The 19,263-nt window shown below is 50.8% G+C and carries 22 protein-coding genes; 12 read left to right on the top strand and 10 right to left on the bottom strand.

Annotated features, from left to right (window positions below):
* Positions 1 to 67: 67 nt before the first annotated feature.
* Together BMW55_RS02880 and BMW55_RS02875 are read right to left on the bottom strand one after the other, a co-directional pair.
* Entirely contained in the window at positions 68 to 1,126 is a 1,059-nt protein-coding gene (locus BMW55_RS02880; RefSeq protein WP_089965166.1) for a type III polyketide synthase, read from the bottom strand.
* 86 nt (positions 1,127 to 1,212) lie between these two features.
* Complete coding sequence (locus BMW55_RS02875) at positions 1,213 to 1,524, bottom strand: EthD family reductase (RefSeq protein WP_170839708.1); 312 nt, start codon at positions 1,522 to 1,524, stop codon at positions 1,213 to 1,215.
* A gap of 154 nt (positions 1,525 to 1,678) precedes the next feature.
* Here BMW55_RS02875 and BMW55_RS02870 point away from each other — a divergent pair, with 154 nt between their 5' ends.
* From BMW55_RS02870 to BMW55_RS19210, 11 genes are all read left to right on the top strand, one after another.
* Positions 1,679 to 1,903, top strand: coding sequence for a hypothetical protein (locus BMW55_RS02870; RefSeq protein WP_139179423.1), 225 nt, complete (start codon positions 1,679 to 1,681; stop codon positions 1,901 to 1,903).
* A 318-nt stretch (positions 1,904 to 2,221) separates the two neighbouring features.
* Positions 2,222 to 2,905, top strand: coding sequence for an MOSC domain-containing protein (locus BMW55_RS02865; protein ID WP_244527416.1), 684 nt, complete (start codon positions 2,222 to 2,224; stop codon positions 2,903 to 2,905).
* Between the two features lie 192 nt (positions 2,906 to 3,097).
* Positions 3,098 to 4,576, top strand: coding sequence for an ABC transporter substrate-binding protein (locus tag BMW55_RS02860; RefSeq protein ID WP_170839707.1), 1,479 nt, complete (start codon positions 3,098 to 3,100; stop codon positions 4,574 to 4,576).
* The gene (gene nikB / locus BMW55_RS02855) at positions 4,573 to 5,520 is read left to right on the top strand and encodes a nickel ABC transporter permease (RefSeq protein WP_244527415.1); all 948 of its coding nucleotides are present in this window, start codon (positions 4,573 to 4,575) and stop codon (positions 5,518 to 5,520) included. Before BMW55_RS02860 ends, nikB begins: the two co-directional genes overlap by 4 nt.
* On the top strand, positions 5,510 to 6,352 hold the full coding sequence (gene nikC, locus BMW55_RS02850; RefSeq protein WP_089965152.1) for a nickel transporter permease: 843 nt from the start codon (positions 5,510 to 5,512) through the stop codon (positions 6,350 to 6,352). Before nikB ends, nikC begins: the two co-directional genes overlap by 11 nt.
* A gap of 23 nt (positions 6,353 to 6,375) precedes the next feature.
* Positions 6,376 to 7,425, top strand: a complete 1,050-nt coding sequence (locus tag BMW55_RS02845) for an ABC transporter ATP-binding protein (RefSeq protein ID WP_139179421.1) — start codon at positions 6,376 to 6,378, stop codon at positions 7,423 to 7,425.
* Entirely contained in the window at positions 7,334 to 8,101 is a 768-nt protein-coding gene (locus BMW55_RS02840) for an ABC transporter ATP-binding protein (RefSeq protein WP_089965146.1), read from the top strand. The genes BMW55_RS02845 and BMW55_RS02840 overlap by 92 nt, the downstream gene beginning before the upstream one ends.
* A gap of 44 nt (positions 8,102 to 8,145) precedes the next feature.
* Entirely contained in the window at positions 8,146 to 9,489 is a 1,344-nt protein-coding gene (locus BMW55_RS02835; protein ID WP_089965144.1) for an MATE family efflux transporter, read from the top strand.
* Positions 9,486 to 10,310 (top strand): nicotianamine synthase family protein, encoded by an 825-nt coding sequence (locus BMW55_RS02830; RefSeq protein ID WP_089965142.1) that lies wholly within the window; start codon positions 9,486 to 9,488, stop codon positions 10,308 to 10,310. Before BMW55_RS02835 ends, BMW55_RS02830 begins: the two co-directional genes overlap by 4 nt.
* A gap of 121 nt (positions 10,311 to 10,431) precedes the next feature.
* Positions 10,432 to 10,614, top strand: coding sequence for a hypothetical protein (locus tag BMW55_RS02825; protein ID WP_089965140.1), 183 nt, complete (start codon positions 10,432 to 10,434; stop codon positions 10,612 to 10,614).
* A gap of 55 nt (positions 10,615 to 10,669) precedes the next feature.
* Positions 10,670 to 10,837: a hypothetical protein gene (locus BMW55_RS19210; RefSeq protein WP_170839706.1), complete on the top strand. Its 168-nt coding sequence runs from the start codon at positions 10,670 to 10,672 to the stop codon at positions 10,835 to 10,837.
* A 74-nt stretch (positions 10,838 to 10,911) separates the two neighbouring features.
* On the opposite strand, the gene rlmH is transcribed toward BMW55_RS19210, so the two are convergent.
* The 3 genes from rlmH to BMW55_RS02810 all read right to left on the bottom strand — a co-directional run bounded on the left by rlmH (position 10,912) and on the right by BMW55_RS02810 (position 13,006).
* Positions 10,912 to 11,391: a 23S rRNA (pseudouridine(1915)-N(3))-methyltransferase RlmH gene (gene rlmH / locus BMW55_RS02820; protein ID WP_089965136.1), complete on the bottom strand. Its 480-nt coding sequence runs from the start codon at positions 11,389 to 11,391 to the stop codon at positions 10,912 to 10,914.
* A 137-nt stretch (positions 11,392 to 11,528) separates the two neighbouring features.
* The gene (locus BMW55_RS02815; protein ID WP_170839705.1) at positions 11,529 to 11,732 is read right to left on the bottom strand and encodes a CxxH/CxxC protein; all 204 of its coding nucleotides are present in this window, start codon (positions 11,730 to 11,732) and stop codon (positions 11,529 to 11,531) included.
* Between the two features lie 98 nt (positions 11,733 to 11,830).
* A complete protein-coding gene (locus BMW55_RS02810; protein WP_089965132.1) occupies positions 11,831 to 13,006 on the bottom strand; it encodes a S1C family serine protease in 1,176 nt (391 codons plus the stop codon).
* Between the two features lie 198 nt (positions 13,007 to 13,204).
* Here BMW55_RS02810 and BMW55_RS02805 point away from each other — a divergent pair, with 198 nt between their 5' ends.
* The gene (locus BMW55_RS02805; RefSeq protein WP_089965130.1) at positions 13,205 to 13,483 is read left to right on the top strand and encodes a hypothetical protein; all 279 of its coding nucleotides are present in this window, start codon (positions 13,205 to 13,207) and stop codon (positions 13,481 to 13,483) included.
* A 9-nt stretch (positions 13,484 to 13,492) separates the two neighbouring features.
* On the opposite strand, the gene BMW55_RS02800 is transcribed toward BMW55_RS02805, so the two are convergent.
* The 5 genes from BMW55_RS02800 to yycF are packed head-to-tail and all read right to left on the bottom strand — an operon-like array spanning position 13,493 to position 19,024.
* The gene (locus tag BMW55_RS02800; RefSeq protein WP_089965128.1) at positions 13,493 to 14,314 is read right to left on the bottom strand and encodes an MBL fold metallo-hydrolase; all 822 of its coding nucleotides are present in this window, start codon (positions 14,312 to 14,314) and stop codon (positions 13,493 to 13,495) included.
* 1 nt (position 14,315) lies between these two features.
* Positions 14,316 to 15,098 carry a two-component system regulatory protein YycI gene (gene yycI, locus BMW55_RS02795; protein WP_089965125.1) on the bottom strand — a complete coding sequence of 261 codons (783 nt, stop codon included), beginning with the start codon at positions 15,096 to 15,098 and terminating at the stop codon, positions 14,316 to 14,318.
* Positions 15,099 to 15,115: 17 nt separating this feature from the next.
* Positions 15,116 to 16,495, bottom strand: coding sequence for a YycH family regulatory protein (locus BMW55_RS02790; RefSeq protein ID WP_089965123.1), 1,380 nt, complete (start codon positions 16,493 to 16,495; stop codon positions 15,116 to 15,118).
* The gene (locus BMW55_RS02785) at positions 16,492 to 18,303 is read right to left on the bottom strand and encodes an ATP-binding protein (protein ID WP_170839704.1); all 1,812 of its coding nucleotides are present in this window, start codon (positions 18,301 to 18,303) and stop codon (positions 16,492 to 16,494) included. The genes BMW55_RS02790 and BMW55_RS02785 overlap by 4 nt, the downstream gene beginning before the upstream one ends.
* A gap of 4 nt (positions 18,304 to 18,307) precedes the next feature.
* Complete coding sequence (yycF, locus tag BMW55_RS02780; RefSeq protein WP_089965120.1) at positions 18,308 to 19,024, bottom strand: response regulator YycF; 717 nt, start codon at positions 19,022 to 19,024, stop codon at positions 18,308 to 18,310.
* Positions 19,025 to 19,263: the final 239 nt, after the last annotated feature.

The raw sequence follows: 19,263 nt of genomic DNA, 5'->3' as shown, positions 1-19,263 counted from the left end.
ATAAATTCCCCTTGATGCAATAAATAAGTGGAAGGTGTGGTTATTTCTATATCATTGAAAGGAGATCCTAGTTCCACTGTAACAACACTTGCTCGCAAGCAAGCCCTGGACCAAGTGCCACCATGAGTCCCAACTCTCCTGACCCATGTTGATCCGCCATCTCCCTCTCTAAAACAAATAGCACACTACTGGAGAGGGTATTTCCATGAGTCCGTAAAACTTCCCACGAATGTACCAGTTGATCGGATGAAAGTTGCAAACGTTCTTCTATGGCTTCTAATATCTTTCGTCCACCTGGATGGACGATAAGGTGTTGGACATCTCGAACTGATAGTCCTTGTTCGGATAAAAAACCACTTACCAGTTCTTCGATATTTTCATAAACCGCAGAGGGAAGTTGTCTGGAAATGAATCCTTCGATTCCATGGATTCCCGCCTGAAAACGAACCAATTCCGCTGTATCAGGGACGAAGGATGTTTTTGAGGAAAGAATGTGAGGACCGTCAATTGCGACAGAGTCACCGACAACCAGTACAGCAGCTGCTCCATCACCAAACAAACTGACTTGAATAAGGTGTTCTGAGGACAAATCTTCAGCCAGGGAGTAGATTAAGCTGGATGACTCCATGCAATACACAAGAATCTTACCTTCTGGATAAGCACGAGCGATATCAGCCGCTCTGGCTACCGCACCTGCTCCACCTGCACACCCCTGTCCCCAGATCATCGAAGAACGGCAATCGGGCCTTAATCCCACCTCGGCATAAAAATGAGCGATAAAACCTTGTGGAACTATGCCTGTAGTAGTGACGAAAAGAATATGGTCGATTTCCTCGGGTCTCATCTTGACTTGCTGCAAACAATTTGTGATAGACTCTTTCCCAAGTTTGACGAAATTATCCAGAAACAATGCATTCCGATCTTTAAAGTTTGGACGACGGTAGTGCCATTCAAGCGGAACAATTAAGTATCGCTGATCGATTCGACTGTTTTCAAATACAGGTAAGAGTCTGTTCAGCTTTTTCTGAAGGGCTTCAGCAAAAAAATCCTTGGCAAACTGCTTCGCGTGCTCTTGAGTATAAATTAGAGACGGGACAGAGGTTGCAACGGAAGCAATTACTGGCATTTTAGATTCCCCCGGAGAAGTTTTATTTAATTAAGTGTAAAACATTACAAATCAAATGCTAAAACAATTCTATAAACGGAGTGAATTTATTTCGTATATACTTCCTCATCTGGAGCGAAATAAATTGATATAGAACCTGCTGCTTTTTCTAATATCATCTTTGTGATCTCGGCTGCTTCAGGTCTTTTCATCGCAGCTTCCATTGCCTCCGCACTTTCGTAATAAGTTTCAGCCAGTAACGCGTACTTCTCTGATGATATTCCAGTGGAGACCAAACGATTGACCCTCACTTTAACTACACCAGGAACCCTGAGAAGTTTGGGCAAAAATTCATTCCTGTAGAAGTCCTCAAAACTCGGATCATCCATTTCTTTGTATAGAGCGATCATTTTAAACATCTTTATCATCTACTCCATCACGTTTTTCTTTCATAATAACATATATATTGCCTATTTTTTATAATCTTCATAGTGTATTGTCATGATAGTATTCATATACAGCAAAATCTATATTGAAAGTTTCAATAAATTTACAGGACCACGGATCCATAAAATGAAGCGACGACATCGGTTGATTCTTGAAGCATACTTAAACCTGGGAAAGGTTTATTTTGAGAAAAAAGAGTACACGCTGGCCAACGAAATATTGGAAAGAGCCGAAAGAATGGCGAAAAAGGAAAATGAAATGGTAAAATACACTCAAGTATTGCTCATGGCCAAAAGTTGTTTATCCGCCTCCAGATCTGAGGAGGTTCGGCTTTTTTACGAAGGCCAATGAGCTTCATTCAAACGAAACCAACGATCTGGAAGCCCTGCATGGGTGTGCCTCCTGTTAAACGACGAGGAAAGCTACATCAATTACTCCAATCTGTATTTCAAGGAAAGGGTATGACGAAAAAGGAGGACATTCTGATGATCGTGCCCATAAGACGGTTGCAATCGCTATCGTCTTTTTATTTTTCCCGAGACGGGTTAAGGGGCTTGCCGTGCAGGAAATACGGATCAATCACGGTTAACGGGCGAATCGGCAGAACTAGGACAGAAGTGCGTACATATGATCATCAAATCGGATTTTTCAGGAACAGGAGGTCAGTCCGTGCAAAGCGATCAGATCCGATTAGTATCCCTGAGCATCGGGTTGCCGCAAACGATTAAGACCGGCGACCACAAGGAATTGACCACAGGAATCTGCAAACAGGCCGTGGACGAAGTGTTTCTGTCCAGGGAAGGATTTCACGGTGACGGAGTTGCCAACCGGGCGTTTCACGGCGGGCCGGAGCGGGCTGTTTGTGTCTATTCGCATGAGCATTATTCGTATTGGGAGCAGGAATTTCAAGTGCGGTTGCCTTCTGCCGCATTCGGGGAAAACCTGACCGTCACCCGTATGCTGGAACGCGATGTATGCATCGGGGACATCTACCAGGTGGGCGACGCAGTGGTGCAAGTGTCACAGGGAAGAATCCCGTGTGATACCATTTCCAAAAGAAACGGAATCCCCACCCTGCTGACCAGAATTATCGAAGAAGGATATACCGGTTTTTTCTGCCGGGTGCTCCGGGAAGGAACGGTGCGGAAAGATTCACCGATCCGGCTGCTCGAGCGGCATCCCCGGCAAGTCTCCGTCCTCTTCGCCAATCAAATCTTCTTTCACAGGAAAGGAGATGCGGAGGGGATCAAGAAAATTTTAGCCGTAAAGGAACTGGCCCCCGTATGGCGGGAGCTGTTGGCGAACAGATTGGAGAAGTTGGAACCAAGCGAATCAGACAGTGAAAGGCGGTAGCTCAAGCTATCGTCTTTTTTGTATTCTGATCGGCTTTCTGATCTGATAGAGCCGTTGGCAAAAATGGTGTTCCGATCCGGATCACACATGACCTGTTTACTTTCTGAAGTTTTCTTATTATACTTATATGGTAAAATCGTAATGATTACTATTTATCTGATGTGTGATAGGACTAAAATAAGGAGAGTGGATATGAAAAACCGGATCATTTCTTATTTTATTCTTCTGTTAGCGGTGGTTTTGCTGCTGGCTGGATGCTCGGGGAATCAGGCTGAGACCCAAAAGAACGTCAACCTCCTGTTTAATTTCCCCAGCAGCCGATTGGACCCCGTAGTGGATAAAAACAATATGGCCGTTCGGGCCGGGATCGGGGAGACACTGGTCAAGTTGAATGATCAGTTGCAATTGGAGCCGGCTCTCGCGACCCATTGGGAGAATATCGATTCCCATACCTGGAAATTCAAGATCCGGGAAAACGTGCGGTTCCATGATGGAAGTCTCCTGAAGGCAAAAGACGTGAAATCATCCCTCGTCCGGGCGATGGAGAGCAGCAAGGCGATCCAGGCGGCACTGAAGATCAAGTCCATCGAGGCCAACGGTCAGGAGCTTACCATCCGGACGGCTGAGGTTCATCCTTCTTTGCCTTATGAGCTCGTCCATCCGTCTACGGCTGTCGTAAAAATCGCCCAAGGAAACGGAATCGTGGGAACAGGGCCTTTTCAATTAGCTTCCTTTACGCCTGATACGCAGGTGGAAGTTCAAAAATACGACCGGTATTGGGGAGGTTCTCCCAAACTGGATTCAGCCGTGATCCGGTTCAACTCGGACGGCAACGCGCGAACCCTGGCTTTGCAATCCAAAGAAGCGGACATTGCTTATCACATTCCGGCGGAGATGATTGCTGCTTTAAAAAACAACCCGGAACTGCGGCTCGTCTCCACGAGCGGGATGCGAAACCACTATCTGATATTTAACATGAGAAAGCCTCTCTTCCGGGATCTTGAGGCAAGGAAAAGCGTAGACGCGCTGATTCCCAGAGAGGAAATGGTGAAGACCCTCTTCCACGGAACCGCCGAAATCAGCCGGGGTCCGTTTCATTCTTCGTTGCCTTTTGCCAATGCCTCTTCTGTAAATGACGGCAAAGATTCCGTGCCCGTATTGGCAGAGGTGATGAAGAAGCATCAGCATCCCCTCAAACTGACGTTGATTACCTACCCCGGAAGACCGGAACTCCCGTTGATGGCTCAGGTTTTGCAGCAGGAAGCCAGGAAACAGGGCATTCAAGTGCAAATCCGGACGGTCGACAATATCGACGAGTATTTGTCCCAACAAACCGATTGGGATCTGGCCATGTACAGCAGTTTGACCGCTCCGCGCGGGGATGCCGGGTACTTCTTCAATTCTTCTTTTCTGCCGGAGGGGGCTTTGAATTACGGAAAAATCGATCATCCGGCTTTGACGGAAAAGATCCGCATGTTTAATCAAACGCTGGATGAGAAGCAACGCCAATCCCTCGCAGGCGAGATCGTTCAGATCATCAAGGATGAAGCATTGCAGTTATACATGATTCATCCGCATACGACGGTGGCTTACGGCAAACACATTACAAGCTGGAAACCATCGAGAACCGAATATTACATCCTGACTCACCAAATGGATGTGAGACGATGATCTTGTTTCTGATCCGCCGCCTGATCCAACTGCTCGTTACATTGCTCATTCTCTCGTTTGTTTCTTTTGCCGTAATGCGTCTGGCTCCGGGAGATCCGGTGAGAGCCGTGCTCCGTGTGGAGGACGTGGCTGTGACCGGAGAGCAGGTGGAATCCCTGCGGCAGGAACTTCAATTGCATCAACCCGTGTGGATTCAATACCTGAACTGGATGAAGCGGATGGTTCATCTGGACTTTGGCCACTCCCTCATCCTGAAACAGCCGGTTGCCGACATGATTCTGGAGCGAGCGCCGGCGACTTTCTCCCTGATGGCCGGCGGGATTCTCTTTATGATCTTGCTGGCATTTCCGCTGGGCGTCCTGGGGGCGTATTTTCGCGGAAGCGTGTGGGATCATCTGAGCCGTTTGTTCTCATTGGCGGGTGCATCCGTTCCCAGCTTTTGGCTGGGGCTGTTGCTGATTCACGTGTTGGCTTATGAGTGGAATCTGCTTCCCAGTCAGGGAAACGGGGGCCCGGAACATCTGATTCTTCCTTCCCTCACTTTGGGTCTGGCTATGGCAGCCGTGTACGCCAGGATGTTCCGGGCCAGCCTCCTGGAGACATTAAGCCGGGACTATATTCAAGCCGCTTATGCCCGCGGACTCCCTCCTTGGATCATTTTTTGGCGCCATGTCCTGAAAGAGAGCTGCATTCCCATTCTGTCTCTGCTCAGTATCAGCATCGGCAGTTTGTTTGCCGGCACGATCGTGGTGGAGATTCTCTTTTCCCGGCCGGGGCTGGGCAAGATGGTCGTCGATGCCATCCTCAGGAGGGACTTTCCGGTCATCCAGGGGTATATCATGACAGCCGTTGTGTTTGTGTTTATCATCCATACGGTAATGGAGCTGTTAGCCGGGGCATTCGATCCCCGCGCTCGGGAAGGAAGGGATGGGTATGAAATGTAAGCGGCCCGGTTTCTCTGTCCGCTGGCAATTATTTATCGGTCTGGCGCTCATCTCGTTCTTTCTCCTCTTCGTCGGAGTGAGCTGGGTGTGGCTCCCGCACGATCCTGCGCAAGTAGAGCTTCATCAACGGTTATTGCCGCCGAATGAAGCGCATTGGCTGGGAACGGATCATCTGGGCAGGGATCTGTTGTCGCGCGTGTGGGCGGGGGCCGGCTGGACCCTGGGCTGTGCCCTTCTCATCATGAGTGTTTCCGTGATCCTGGGGGTTGCGGCGGGACTGGTCAGCGGTTATTTGGGCGGCAGGGCAGATGCGCTGTTCATGCGGATCATCGATTCCACCCTTGCTTTTCCGGACGTGTTGATTGCCCTGGCCATCACCGGGTTGCTGGGTCCCGGTATCTTGAATATTTGCCTGGCGATGATCGTGGTCAAGTGGATTCATTATGCACGGCTGGTCCGTTCGATCGTTCTCGTGGAGAAAAAGAAAGAGTACATCCTGTATGCCCGTGCCTCGGGAACCAGGCTCCGCACCATTCTTTTTTCACATCTGTTGCCTCAGGTGCAAAGGCACGTGCTTGCGCTCAGCACCATCGACATGGGGAAGGTGATCCTCATGATTTCCGCATTCTCATACATGGGTCTGGGTGTCCAGCCGCCCACACCGGAATGGGGAGCCCTGCTAAGTGAAGGAAGAACCTATTTTCAAACATTTCCGCGGCTGATGGTGGTTCCCGGTCTGGCGATCTTCCTGTTGGTGTGGGGTTTCAATCTGGTGGGGGACGCGTTAAGCGACCGTTGGGGGAGCAAAAAAACGGGCTTGGAAAAACTGTGAAACCAGTGGAGGAGGGGAATGTTTTGTCGAAGCTTCCCGTGCTTGAAGTTAGAGAACTTACCGTTCGGTCTGCGGAAAGAACCCTGCTGCAAAACGTTTCTTTTACGGTACAGCCCGGCGAATGGAGAGCGCTTGTCGGTGAAAGTGGCAGCGGCAAAAGTGTAACGGCAGCGGCGGTGATGGGGATGTTGCCGCAGGAATTAGAGAGTACGGGAACCGTCTTCATTGAGCAGACGGATCTGGGCAAGCTGAGTAAACGCGAACGCCGCCGCTTTTGCGGACGTCATGTTGGCATGATTTTCCAGGATTACGCCAACAGCCTCACCCCTTCGGTCCGTGTGGGAACGCAATTGAAAGAAGTTTTCCGGTTTAGTGGAGGCGGGAACAAAAAAGAAGCCGACGCAAGGATTGTGGAAGTTTTGGAACAAGCAGAGTTGTCTCCGCAGGCAGTATTGGACAAGTATCCCTTTGAATTAAGCGGCGGGCAGCTTCAGCGGGTGGCGATTGCGATGGCGGTCATCCACCGGCCTCCTCTTCTCATCGCAGATGAGGCGACGGCTTCACTGGATGCCAGCACCTCCAAAAAAATGATCTCGCTGATCCGGAACATTCAGAAGCAAACCGGTTGCGCCGTTCTCTGGATTACCCATGATCTGCATACGGTTAGCCGGTGCGCGGATACGGTGTCGGTCATGTACGGGGGCCAAATGATGGAACAGCTTCGCCTTTCGGGAAGTGAACCGGCTTTTGTCCACCCGTACAGTCGATTGCTGTTTGGGTCCATTCTCCGGCTGGTTCCCGAGAAGCGGCCTTTGTCTTTCATTCCCGGCGATCCGGCGCAAATTTCAGAACGGGGATGCTCTTTTGCGCTTCGTTGCCCGTATGCCGTTGCTTCTTGTGACCGCGAACGTCCCTCCCCTCACCGGATGACCGACACACATGAAGTCTCGTGCCATGTGATCCATCAAGGAGGTTTGCCTCATGAGCACTCTGCTTCAAGTGGAGAACTTAAAAAAGAGCTATCACAAACAACTGGCATTGGATCAGGTCAGCTTCTCCATTCGGCAAGGTGAATGTGTGGGGGTAATCGGTAAAAGCGGGAGCGGGAAGAGCACCTTGTGCAAAGTGATCCTCGGCTTAATCGCTCCGGATGAGGGGGATGTGTTGTGGAGAGGGAGATCCGTCCGGATGAACCCGGCGGCACGCAACCAAATGAGGCGGGAAGTACAGGTGATCTTCCAGCATCCGTCCTCTTCGTTAAATCCCTGCTGGCCGGTTTCCAAGATCATCACGGAGCCGCTCAAAAACCGTTCCCAAGAGGCTCTGCCTCCTTTTCTAAGGGAGGTGAGCCATTCCGAAAAAGCGATGGCCGGCCGGCTGCTAGAGATGGTGGGGCTCCACCCGTCATTGATCGACAGGGTTCCCCGACAATTGAGCGGCGGCCAGCAGCAGCGGGTTGCCATCGCCAGGGCGGTGAGCGTCCAACCGGCCCTCATCATTTGCGATGAGCCGACAGCCAGTCTCGATCTTTCCGTTCAGTCTCAGATTTTGCAATTGCTGAAGCATCTGCAGGAACAATGTCAAATCTCCTATCTCTTCATTTCTCACCGGTTGGAAACTGTCTACTGGATCAGTGATCGCATTCTCACGTTTCATGAAGGCCGTCTGGCCGATTCCTTTCCCTGTGGTGAACTGTGGGATGCAGACAGACATGCTGCTACTCTTCAACTGATTGAGAGTTGTAGATAAAGCGGGGCATGCTCCCAAGGAATCCCTTTGAAAAGGAGGTGGACATGAAGGAAGCTACCCATCGCGCTTATCTGCTTTTGGCTTTTCCGCTGCTCCTCTCATCGTTAAGCAGTCCGTTGTTGGGCGCCGTGGATACTGCGGTAGTCGGAAGGCTGAATGATCCATCCTGCATCGGCGGAGTGGCGGTGGCCACGCTGATATTTAATACCTGTTACTGGCTGTTTGGCTTTTTGCGTGTGAGCACTTCGGGATTTACCGCTCAAGCCAGCGGAGCGAAGGACCAGCGGGAGATTTGTTTGCACTTGCTTCGCCCTCTGCTGGTTGCGGGACTTATGGGGATGGGGCTTATCCTCTTCCAGTCGGTCATTCTCTTTCTGTCCCTTCACTATATCCAGCCGGATGCGGAAGTGGCCAAATATGCGAAATCTTATTTTGACATCCGGATCTGGGGTGCGCCGTTTGCGCTCATGAACTATGTTCTGCTCGGTTGGTTCATGGGAATGGCGAAGGTGAAACTCAGCTTGATTTTGCAACTTTACATGAACCTGGTCAATATCGTGCTGGACTTGATCCTGGTTGGGGTTGCGGGGATGAATGTGGACGGTGTTGCCTGGGCCAGCCTGATCGCGGAAATCAGTTCATGCTTGATCGGTTTCATGCTCATCCTTCGTCATTGGCCAGGGCAAGCCGACTGGAAACTTCTCATCCGCAAATGCTTCCTCTGGAAGCCATTCTTAAAAATGTTTCGCATGAACCGGGATTTGATGATCCGGACTGCCTGTCTCCTGGCCGTCTTTACCTTGTTTACCCGTCAAGGAGCACAGTTTGGACAGGAAATATTGGCGGCCAATGCGATTTTGTTTCAAATTCATTTTCTGATGGCTTATTGCCTGGACGGACTGGCCAATGCTTCAGGCATTCTGGCCGGGCATGCCCTCGGACGGAGAGATCCGCTGTTTTTTAACCAAGTGATCCGGTTGACCCGGTTTTGGGGCTGGATCGTTTCCCTCCTTCTCTCCGGGTTGTATTTCCTGAGCGCACCATCCGTATTCTCTTTGTTTACCAACCATGCAGCAGTTCTTGAAGCAGCAACGGAGTTTTCGGTCTGGATGGTTTTGTTTCCGGTTTGCTCCTTCTGGGGGTTGCTTTTGTACGGGGTGTTTTCAGGAGCAACGGAAGCGGGTCCGATCCGAAATTCGATGATTTGGTCACTGATCGCGTTTTTGCTCAGTTTGTGGCTGTTTCTTCCCCGATGGGGAAATCACGGTTTGTGGTGTGCCTTTCTCATATTCAGTTTGGGACGCTCGCTGTTTCTCCATCTGTACTTGCCTAAGCTCCATCGCTCTTTATTTTCCCATTCCGCGCCAAAGGAGTCGATCGCCGTATGACTGCATCTTCCATTGCCACCCACCCGCTTGTTCAGCTGGTGCTGGATACATATGAGATTTTAAACAGGGAATCGGATCTTTCCCCTGCCAACGCAGTCATCAATGATGTGTTAAGCCGCCTGGTCAGAACGGTGTGTGAATCTCATGGGCTGAAGAACTCATCCGCCATCTTGAATCATGACCAGGTTCGATCCGTTTTGCCGCACTTTCATCGTCTGTTAAGCAGGGCGGAAGGTCTGATGGAAAAGTACTATGCAGCCCGGTTGAGCCGGTTTGACACGGTCAGTTTGGGTGAGCTGATCCGGTTCATCTACTGGGAAAACTATGTCACGCTGGTTCGGGAAGAAATGAATGTGCTGCAACAGGTGATGCCGGATTTTTACGGAAAACCCATTGCCTTGATCGGCAGCGGACCGCTTCCGTTAAGCGCCATTCTCCTTCACATTTATACGAAATCCCCGGTCACCTGTTTGGACAGTGATGCGGAGGCGGTCTCACTGTCCCGGCAACTGATTGGGAAACTGGATCTCCAAGACTCTGTCCGCGTCGAGAAGACGGCCGGAGAAGAGGCCGATTACGGGTCGTATCCCATTGTTTTCGTGGCCAGTCTCGTTCAGAATAAAGAGTCCGTCCTTCAACGGATTTTGTCCACCCGCTCCGGAGTGCTCGTAGCCGTTCGTTCATCCGAAGGTGTTTACCAACTCCTGTATGATCCGGTATCCGCCGATGCCATCCGCCGGTCCGGCCTCAGGATGTTGGCGAAAACGACCGCCAATCAGCATATGATCAACACGACCCTGTTTTTGACCCGTTCTGTATAATTCCGACTCAAGTCAACCGGGACCCTAAATCCGTTTCGCCAAGGGTCCCGGTTTTTTGCCGGACCTGGTCACGAATCATGCCATTGGCAGTTGGATACGCTATAAAAAAGGAGGGAACCCTATGCGGCCGTTTCGGACAGGTGAACGGGTGACAGAAGCCGGCGATTATATCAGCGGAATGGGAGAAAAAGCATTTTACCAAGAGGGGGAAACGTTTGGCGTTGATCCGGCAACCGGAGAGGAGACCACCTGGGTTCGGGAAGTCGAACCATGCGGGCCTGTGCTCCGGATTGATCTGATGTGATCCGGGCCGGGCATAACCCCGGACACGGGCAGTATGTAAAGGAGACCTGTATTCAATGAATCATAATCATATCATCGGTTATGCGACATTGGCATTAAGGAACACCGGATATACCAGAGATGAGATTTGGAAAGTAATTCATGAGATGCACCGTCTGTTTGACCTGACGTCGCCGGAACAAGCCGAGGAGGAAGCCGACGCATTTCTGCGGGAGCGGAGTTGAACGAGGCTAACGCGCAAAGGGAACAGAAAACAGGATAGAAGAGACGAAAGCATCCTCACTGAAAGGATGCTGTTTTATTTATGATACGCTTCTCCCCGGTTAATCTTGCAGGCGCGGTAAATTTGTTCCAGCAAGAAAATGCGGATCAGTTGATGGGGAAAGGTCATGGCCGAGAAGGACAGGTGAAAATCTGCGCGTCTCAGCACTTCGCGAGCCAGACCGTAAGAGCCGCCGATGATAAAGGTAAGGTGGCTGTTGCCGTAGGTGGCGAGTTGGTGCAGCTTGTCCGCAAAGGCCGGGGAAGAGAGCGATTTGCCTTTAATCGCCAAAGCGGTCACATAGGAATTGGGATGGACGAGGCGCAGGATTCGCCCGCCTTCTTGCTCAAGGATCCGGGCGATTTCCGATTCGTGAACCGGTTCCTGGGCTTTCTCCTCCGCCACTTCCATCACTTCCACTTTGGCATAGGGCCCCAGGCGTTTTAAATATTCGTCGGCCGCCTGGCGCAGATACTTTTCTTTCAACTTTCCCACACTGATAATCTGTATTCTCATAGGACACTCACTTTCTGTTTGTTCACTGCATCGGGGGGCCAGCCGTCGCAGATCGCAAGGACGGCCACGCTTTGGCCTTTTACTACGGGTTCAACCTGCTGACGTTTAAACGGATGTTCCGAAGCAATGGGTGTTGTTCAAGACTCATCCGCACAATCAATTTCGAGCTGGTAACGCGGGACTCCTCCGCACCAGCTGCATCCTTGTTTCTCTGTGGCCGTGTCGGGGGAAATCCGTTCCATGACGGGGGGTAAGGAGTATCGATCCACAATTTCGTCAATCACCAGATCGATATGTTCCTCACAGGCATACCAGACAGGATGTTGGTTCGCGAACTGCATATTTTCACTCCATATCTGCATGAACTTATTCATAGGTTATCCACATTATCCACAATACACACAGAATAACAAGCTCCGCACAACTGCGGAGCTTGTGTTTATCTTATGCTTCTGGGGGCACGGCCCAATTTCACCGTTGTGGTCTGCTTTTGTCCGTTGCGGTAATAGGTGACTTTGACTTGCTGCCCGATTTGTTTGTTTTTGTAGAGATATTTCCTCAGATCCGACCCGGAGGCGATCGTCTGGTTATCAAGAGCGACGATGACGTCTCTGGACTTGATTCCCGCGAGGTCGGCGGGTGAACCTAATTGCACATCACGAACCACAGCCCCGCCTTCGAGGTTGTCCGGGACTCCCAGGTTCTCCCACACAGACTGCGGCAATTGCGCCAGATCGATCAACTCGACACCGAGGAAAGGACGGGGAACTTCTCCATAGCGGATCAGGCTGCTGATTACGGGTCGGGCATCGTTGGTCGGAATGGCAAAGCCAAGGCCCTCCACGCCGCTTTCCGCGATTTTCAGGCTGTTGATGCCGATCACTTGCCCGGCGACATTGATCAAGGCACCGCCGCTGTTGCCGGGGTTGATGGCTGCGTCTGTCTGGATGACATCTGTGGCCATATATTGATCCACATCAATGGATCGCTTTGGAGAGCTGATCACACCAACCGTCACCGATTGGCCCAGTCCGAGCGGATTGCCGATGGCGATCGCCGGTTCTCCGGCCCTCAGGGTATCTGAGTTTCCAAATTCAGCGACCGCGGTTACGTATTGGTCACTGATCTCGAGTACGGCAAGGTCAGTCGTTTCATCGCTTCCCAATATTTTGGCATTGACCGTTTTGTTTGTGTCCCCGTTTGGAATGACGACCCTCACCTGGGTGGCTCCTTCGATCACATGATAGTTGGTGACGACACGGGCCTTTCCGTTTGCCTTTTCAAAGATGATGCCCGAACCGGTTCCCTGTTGGATCTCTTCGGGGTTAAACGGGTCGTCCGAACTTTTTAGGTTGATAATCCCCACCACGGCCGGTCGTACCCGATCCACAGCTTCGGTGATATCAGATGTTACTTTTACACTGGTGGTTTTGGCAGGTCCGGCAATGTTAGCGGGGCCCATGCCTTGAGAGGGCAGAGAGATGACTCCGCTATTGATGAGGAGAGGAGTCAACAAAAGAACAAGGAGGCCCCCGATGACAGCGGAGACGAAGGCCACTAAGATCGATGACCGGTTTCTCTTCGGTTGTCCATCTGGTTGATCATAGAACCCCATTTGCTTTCCCTCCTTCGCTATGTATTCTAGCACGCATTTCTTATAACATTATTTGATTTGCCCAAAAGTATTATTCTAAACCTCTTTTCGCGGACGAGAGCCGGTTCCTCATGATTTGTTGAGGTTATAAACTAGGGAAAATGAGGATAATGGTAGAAAATATAAGTAGTTGGATACGGTTAGGAGCTGAATAATCCAATGGAAAAGAAAAAGCGCATCCAGCCCATTCGTCCGTTTGAGCGATATCGGGAGTTGGATCTAGGCGCGCAATTAGCTGACCTGAAATTAACCTTTTATCAACAAAGTCTGTTGCTCACGGCGTTGATTGACCTGCTCATTGAAAAAGGGACGATCACCAGGGAAGATCTGACCCAATTGGTGAAGAGTCTGGATCGGGAATTATCCTACCAACTTGAAGAGAAACGACGGACAGAAAGGTTTGACCCGGATGAACCCTTTCATCCCGATGATAAATAAAGGCAGCCCTCAGCGCAAGTCAGGGCTGCCTTTCGCTTTGCATCTCACTTCCCTGAGCGGTGTGGGCCTGTCGTCGTATGTAGGCCACAGGTGAACATCCCGTCCGACTTGCAGGCCGGTCTCCTCCAGGATATTTTTTACCGTCAGGTGTGCCAGTTCACTGAGATTGTTATCACGGCTTAAATGGGCCAGATAAACATGTTCTCCGATGCCGCGCAGGATTTCGGCCAGAGCGGCCCCCGCATCCTCATTGGACAGATGGCCGGTGTCGCTCAGGATGCGCCGTTTCACGTTCCAGGGATAGGAACCCATGCGCAGCATTTCAACGTCATGGTTGCTTTCCCAAATCAGCGTGTCCACTCCGGATACCTGGTCGGTAATTCGTTGGTTTACATATCCCAGGTCTGTGACGATGGCCAGTGTTTCTTCATCCTGACGGAAGTGAAAGCCTACCGGCTCGGCGGCATCGTGGGAAACAGGAATCGTCTCGACCCGTAAATCGCGGATTTCCAGAGACGCTCCCGTTTCCAGGACATGTTTGAGGCACTCCGGGATGTCGCCGACGCTGGACGGAAGGTGCTTCCAGGTGGCTTCATTCATGTAGACCGGCAACTGGTAGCGTCTGGCCAGGACGCCAAGCCCTTTTACGTGGTCAATATGCTCATGGGAAATAAAAATGGCCGTCAGGGTGGTCGGATCGACACCGATTTTTCTCAGGCGTTCCTCCAGCTGTTTGCAGGAAAGCCCGGCGTCGACCAGCACCCGTGTTTGATCCGTTTCAACAAAAAGGGAGTTACCGGTGCTTCCGCTCGCTAGTACACTAAACCTCATCTTATTTCTTCCCTTTATTTTCGATTTGTTTCTCCGAAGGCACCACTTCCACATCATCATTGGAGCCCCGGTTCATGGCATTGACATACAATGTCTCATTTCCCACCCGGAAGCGCCAGTAGGGAATAAGGACAAACTCGTCACTGGCCGTCGGGTAGGTTTTGGCCCGGTAGCCCAGTTCAGCCGAAGTGATCGCCGTATTTTTATTCGTCTCGCCGCTGTTGATCAACCGGAATAACGCCGTATTGAAGGAAATCAATTTGACAGCGGAGGGGTTTTTCAACTGGTAGTGAACCACGCGAATCGATTCCACTTTTCGGCTGCCTGCGAGATTCACTTCGATTCTGCCGTCAAAAATGGTATGGCCCCGGCTCGTTTGCAGAAACACGATTTTTTTGTTGGGGACGCTATCATAGGCGGACCGGCGGTATTCGTGAAAGAAGGGTATTTGCTCCTTCAACAGGCGTTCCAGATCCTGATCATTTTGATAAGAGAGCGGAACCGGAAAGTTTTTCACCGATCCGCCCTGTTCATCTTTTTGCCAGCCTGCCATCGCATGGATGGTGGCTTTGTAAAAGTTGATCTGGGACAGGTTGTCCGGCTTGGAAGCAGTCAGCTTGACCTGGGCGTCTTTTAATAAGCTGTTGATTTGCTGATCGGTGATATGGTTCGCTTTCACATACTGCGATTTTTGCTGCATCATTTCATTGAGTTGTGATGCAAGAAACAGATCGAGGATGACAAAGGCGATGATGAGAATGGTTTTGGCACGGCTCCAGTCCATGGTTTAGCCTCCTCGCCTTACGGGGAAGAAATCATCGTTGTCTTCCCGTTATTCAAGATGACCACCCAAGCGGGATCTAAGATAACCTGTTTTTCCTTGTTGCCGGTCAGACGCGCCCGATAACCGGGAAAGATATGCTCCACCGTTTGCAAGGGGATTTTTTTGGATGCCAGTACCTGTAGCCACGGTTTTAATTTGATCTCGGTTTGGTCCGGCTGCCCGGTGAGGTAGAGCATGGAGCGGATGTACTTGCTGACGCTCCCCTGGTATCCGGTTTGCAATTCGATCGTATCCGGACGGATGGTTTTCTGGTCTTCCCAATAGACCGGATAGCCCTGGACGATCAGACGGAAGATATATTGATGGGCATCGTCTTCTTCACTCACCTTGATCTCGTCCAACAGATAGTTACCGGTCCAGCCACGGTGGTCCTGCACGAAATGATTGATGTTGCCGATTTCATCGGTCACGCTTAAATAGGTTCCTTCCGCTTGGTTGTTCGTATCGTTGTAGATCATAAAATTTCCTTGCTTGTTATAGGTGAGGCTCTCGTCCTCATCGTACATGTACATCTCTTCGTTGTTGTTCAAGATGATCGGATTGACCGAAGGATTTCTCGACAGCCACTGGTTCATCTCTGTAACTTTAATTTCCTTCGTCTTATAAATGGAGCGGTTCATCGCTAAAGGCTGATCGGGCAAATAGAAAACACGGGAAAAAGACTGGCTTTGATTGGCCGGGTCCCACGGAACTTTTCCGTCTGCCGGAATGGCGGTCAGGGATGGCCCTTTTTCACTTGCCGCTTGCGCCACCAGACTGTCCAGGTTGTCGTTTTTCAATTGTACCTCAGCCTGGACGATTTCTTGTTCTTTATCGGAGATAAACCAGATCCGGGTTTGTTTGGTTTCCGGCTCGCTGTACAGCCAAATCCGGCTGATGTTTTCCAGGCGGTTTAAAAGCGGCTGCTGGCGTAAGGATTCGTCAAAAAAGGCATCCAGCCGGCTTGCCGAAACATCGCGGGAGAACTGCAATTCGATTCCCGGAACCTGGTTGAATAAACGATTCCAGAGGTCAGGGGAGGGTTCCACGCCGGTGACGGCGTCAAAATCGGCTTGCCTGGCCTCATTCAATAGATCTCGATACATTTTGCTTTCAGGGCGGATCCAACGGTGTCTTCCACCGTGGTGAATGATGATTTGATAGGGAGAAACGAGCTGATAGATCTCTTTACTGTTGTATTTTTTATCACTGAACGGATAAGGGGGGACAAAGACCGTTTCATTCTTTTCCTCATATGGAGGAGAACTGTACCACAGAAAACCGGTCAGGACAAAGCTGAGTACGACCAGCATGATCAAAATAACGGATTTGATATGCTCGATCCACTTTTCTTTCATTGGACCACCTCCGGTACACAGGCGGGCAAGGTGAAGGAAACGATGGTCCCTTTTCCGTAAATGCTGTCGATCTCGATCTCTCCCTCATGCGCCTGGATGATTTCCTTGGCAATGGAAAGTCCCAGCCCGGTTCCGCCCAAACGGCGGGAGCGGGCTTTATCCACCCGGTAAAAGCGTTCAAAAATGCGTCCCAAATCCTTTTTGGGAATTCCGATGCCCGTATCAGCGACGGAGATTTCCACCATTCCGCCAGGTCGCTTCGCGGCAACGATGGCAATGGAACCGCCTTCCGGCGTGTATTTGACGGCATTGGAGATCAGGTTGTCCAACACTTGGTCGATCTTATCCCGGTCCGCGTAGACACGGGGCAATTTGTCGGTGATACAAAGGGTCAGGCTAATCGACTTTTCCCTGCACTGGAAAGCAAAGCGGTCTGCCGCCTCTTCCAGCATCTCTTCGACCTGAACCGCTTTTTTGTTGAAGCGGGACTTTTTGGCGTCCAGACGGGAAAGCTGCAACAGGTCACTGATTAATCGGGTCATGCGGTCCGCTTCCTGACGCGTCACTTTTAAAAAGCGGGAAGCCAGTTCCGGTTCGTGAATAGCCCCGTCATCCAAGGCTTCCAGGTAACTCTTGATGGTGGTCAAAGGAGTCCGGAGCTCGTGCGAAACGTTGGCCACAAAATCTTTGCGCTGGCGGTCCAGCTTCTCTTGTTCGGTCACGTCTTCCAGCACAGCAACAAAGCCCACCTCTTCCTGGCCATGCGGCTTGATGGGCGTGAAGGTGATTTTGATAATGGTGGTCTCTTCCGGATCATTCGCGTTTCTTTCCAGGAAGGTTTGCCTCTCTTCCAATAAAGGGAGGGAAAACGGCTCGGATAAAGACAGGATGTCAAAAATGGGCTCTCCCAATTCAATCTTGCGATCCAACAATTTTTCCGCCCAGTTGTTTTTGACGATCACTTTTCCGGTGCGGTCGGCGGCGATCACTCCGTCACTCATATTGGCCAGCACGGATTCCAGCTTTTCCTTTTCTTCCTCTTTCTGGGCAATCGCCGTTCGCAAGTGGGAAGCCAAATGGTTGAATGCCATCGCCAGACGTCCGATCTCATCTTTGCTGCGCACATCCACCTGGCGGTCGAAATCCCCCGCCGCCATCGCGGTGGCCTGTTCGGTAATCTCTTTGACCGGCGTGGTGATCGTCCGTGCCAGGATGATGATCAGGAAGCCGGTCGTGAAGAGGGCGACGGCTGTAATTTTGATCAGGATTTCAGTGATCCGGCGGATCGTCTCATAGGTCTTTTCCAGCGAAGTTTCTATATGAATGTAGCCGACCAATCTCCCGTCCCGTTTCATCAGCTGAATGTAGCTGAGATAGTCCTGACCGGTGGCCGGATCGCTGCGGAAGGAAAATGTGTTTTTCGCCGGCAGGTTAAAGAGCCTTTTTTTCATTTCGCTTTGTTTCGAAGAAGTCGTGCCGACGATAAACCCTTTTTCGTCCAGGATGTTCACGACCGTCGATGTTTGATCTTTGCTCTTTAAAAAAACCAGCAGGTTGAGCAGCTCGGTGATTTCTTTTGTTCTTTCTTCCTTGGCGCCATACTTGTGTTTTTGCAGCGCGTTTCCCACCCGGTCAGAAAGCATGTTTGCCTGTGAGTGGAGGTCGTTCCGCAAGTCAGTAAGATAGTAGCTCTGCAGGCGGCTGATAAAAAAAACGCCGATTAACTGCATGGCCATGATGGTGAGCAGGATATAGATGACAACCAGCTTCCATTGTACGCTGTTTACATACTCGGTCCATTTTTTCATCGGATCACCGCTCATTTAAGGGATCACGCATGGTATAGCCGATGCCGCGCCGGGTGATGATGTACTTGGGTGCTCCCGGGTCATCCTCAATTTTTTCGCGAAGGCGTCTGACGGCTACATCGACCGTGCGCACATCCCCGAAATAATCGAAACCCCAGACGGATTGAAGCAAGTGCTCCCGTGTCAGCACTTGGTTGACGTGTTTGGCCAGATAGAGAAGGAGTTCAAACTCACGATGGGTTAAATCAATCGTTTTTCCCCTTTTCTTGACGACAAAGCTGTCCGCGTCAATGGAAAGTTCCCCCACTTCGATGGAAGAAGTGTTTTTTCTTTCTTTCGTCTCTTGGGCACGGCTCGTCTGTATGCGTCTCAGATTGGCTTTGATGCGGGCCAACAGTTCACGGTTGCTGAAAGGTTTGGTTACATAATCGTCGGCCCCGATCTCCAGCCCCAATACCTTGTCCACTTCTGAATCTTTGGCGGTCAGCATGATGATCGGGAATTGGTAGTGCTGCCGGACCTGCCGGCATACTTCAATCCCGTCCGCCCCGGGCAGCATCAGATCCAACAGCATCAGATCCGGCGGATTTTCCAGCGCCTGACGGATCGCCTCGTTCCCGTCGTGGACACACTCCACCGTGTACCCCTCTTTTTCCAGATTGAACTTGATAATATCCGCAATGGGCTTCTCATCTTCTACAACAAGGATTTTGGCGCTCATCGAATAACCCTCCCCAAGATGGAACTCCATCTATCACTAAATCTCATAAACTTTCGATGGCAGACAGAGTGCATACGAAACTATTTTCCCATAATTGTTTTGGACCCACAAGGAACGCGGGAATATTACCATTTTATCACAATCGGCGGGAGAGCTTCATCCTTCGCGCATAGGGGGTTAAATTGGGCGGTTTCCTCTATATCTGATTGGAAGTCAGGCGAATAGGATATGGAGACGAT

The organism is Lihuaxuella thermophila (genome assembly GCF_900110165.1).
In the GTDB taxonomy this organism is placed as follows: domain Bacteria; phylum Bacillota; class Bacilli; order Thermoactinomycetales; family Thermoactinomycetaceae; genus Lihuaxuella; species Lihuaxuella thermophila.
This window is presented reverse-complemented; position numbering and strand designations above follow the sequence as displayed.

Bases quoted from the DNA above. Each gene is read 5' to 3' on its own strand.
- BMW55_RS02805 (WP_089965130.1), top strand. From the start codon at position 13,205: ATGGAAAAGAAAAAGCGCATCCAGCCCATTCGTCCGTTTGAGCGATAT.
- BMW55_RS02790 (WP_089965123.1), bottom strand. From the start codon at position 16,495: ATGAAAGAAAAGTGGATCGAGCATATCAAATCCGTTATTTTGATCATG.
- BMW55_RS02860 (WP_170839707.1), top strand. From the start codon at position 3,098: ATGAAAAACCGGATCATTTCTTATTTTATTCTTCTGTTAGCGGTGGTT.
- BMW55_RS02840 (WP_089965146.1), top strand. From the start codon at position 7,334: ATGAGCACTCTGCTTCAAGTGGAGAACTTAAAAAAGAGCTATCACAAA.
- yycI (WP_089965125.1), bottom strand. From the start codon at position 15,098: ATGGACTGGAGCCGTGCCAAAACCATTCTCATCATCGCCTTTGTCATC.
- BMW55_RS02815 (WP_170839705.1), bottom strand. From the start codon at position 11,732: ATGCAGTTCGCGAACCAACATCCTGTCTGGTATGCCTGTGAGGAACAT.
- BMW55_RS02825 (WP_089965140.1), top strand. From the start codon at position 10,432: ATGCGGCCGTTTCGGACAGGTGAACGGGTGACAGAAGCCGGCGATTAT.
- BMW55_RS02785 (WP_170839704.1), bottom strand. From the start codon at position 18,303: ATGAAAAAATGGACCGAGTATGTAAACAGCGTACAATGGAAGCTGGTT.
- nikB (WP_244527415.1), top strand. From the start codon at position 4,573: ATGATCTTGTTTCTGATCCGCCGCCTGATCCAACTGCTCGTTACATTG.
- BMW55_RS02830 (WP_089965142.1), top strand. From the start codon at position 9,486: ATGACTGCATCTTCCATTGCCACCCACCCGCTTGTTCAGCTGGTGCTG.
- BMW55_RS02870 (WP_139179423.1), top strand. From the start codon at position 1,679: ATGAAGCGACGACATCGGTTGATTCTTGAAGCATACTTAAACCTGGGA.
- nikC (WP_089965152.1), top strand. From the start codon at position 5,510: ATGAAATGTAAGCGGCCCGGTTTCTCTGTCCGCTGGCAATTATTTATC.
- BMW55_RS02835 (WP_089965144.1), top strand. From the start codon at position 8,146: ATGAAGGAAGCTACCCATCGCGCTTATCTGCTTTTGGCTTTTCCGCTG.
- yycF (WP_089965120.1), bottom strand. From the start codon at position 19,024: ATGAGCGCCAAAATCCTTGTTGTAGAAGATGAGAAGCCCATTGCGGAT.
- BMW55_RS19210 (WP_170839706.1), top strand. From the start codon at position 10,670: ATGAATCATAATCATATCATCGGTTATGCGACATTGGCATTAAGGAAC.
- BMW55_RS02875 (WP_170839708.1), bottom strand. From the start codon at position 1,524: ATGTTTAAAATGATCGCTCTATACAAAGAAATGGATGATCCGAGTTTT.
- rlmH (WP_089965136.1), bottom strand. From the start codon at position 11,391: ATGAGAATACAGATTATCAGTGTGGGAAAGTTGAAAGAAAAGTATCTG.
- BMW55_RS02800 (WP_089965128.1), bottom strand. From the start codon at position 14,314: ATGAGGTTTAGTGTACTAGCGAGCGGAAGCACCGGTAACTCCCTTTTT.
- BMW55_RS02810 (WP_089965132.1), bottom strand. From the start codon at position 13,006: ATGGGGTTCTATGATCAACCAGATGGACAACCGAAGAGAAACCGGTCA.
- BMW55_RS02880 (WP_089965166.1), bottom strand. From the start codon at position 1,126: ATGCCAGTAATTGCTTCCGTTGCAACCTCTGTCCCGTCTCTAATTTAT.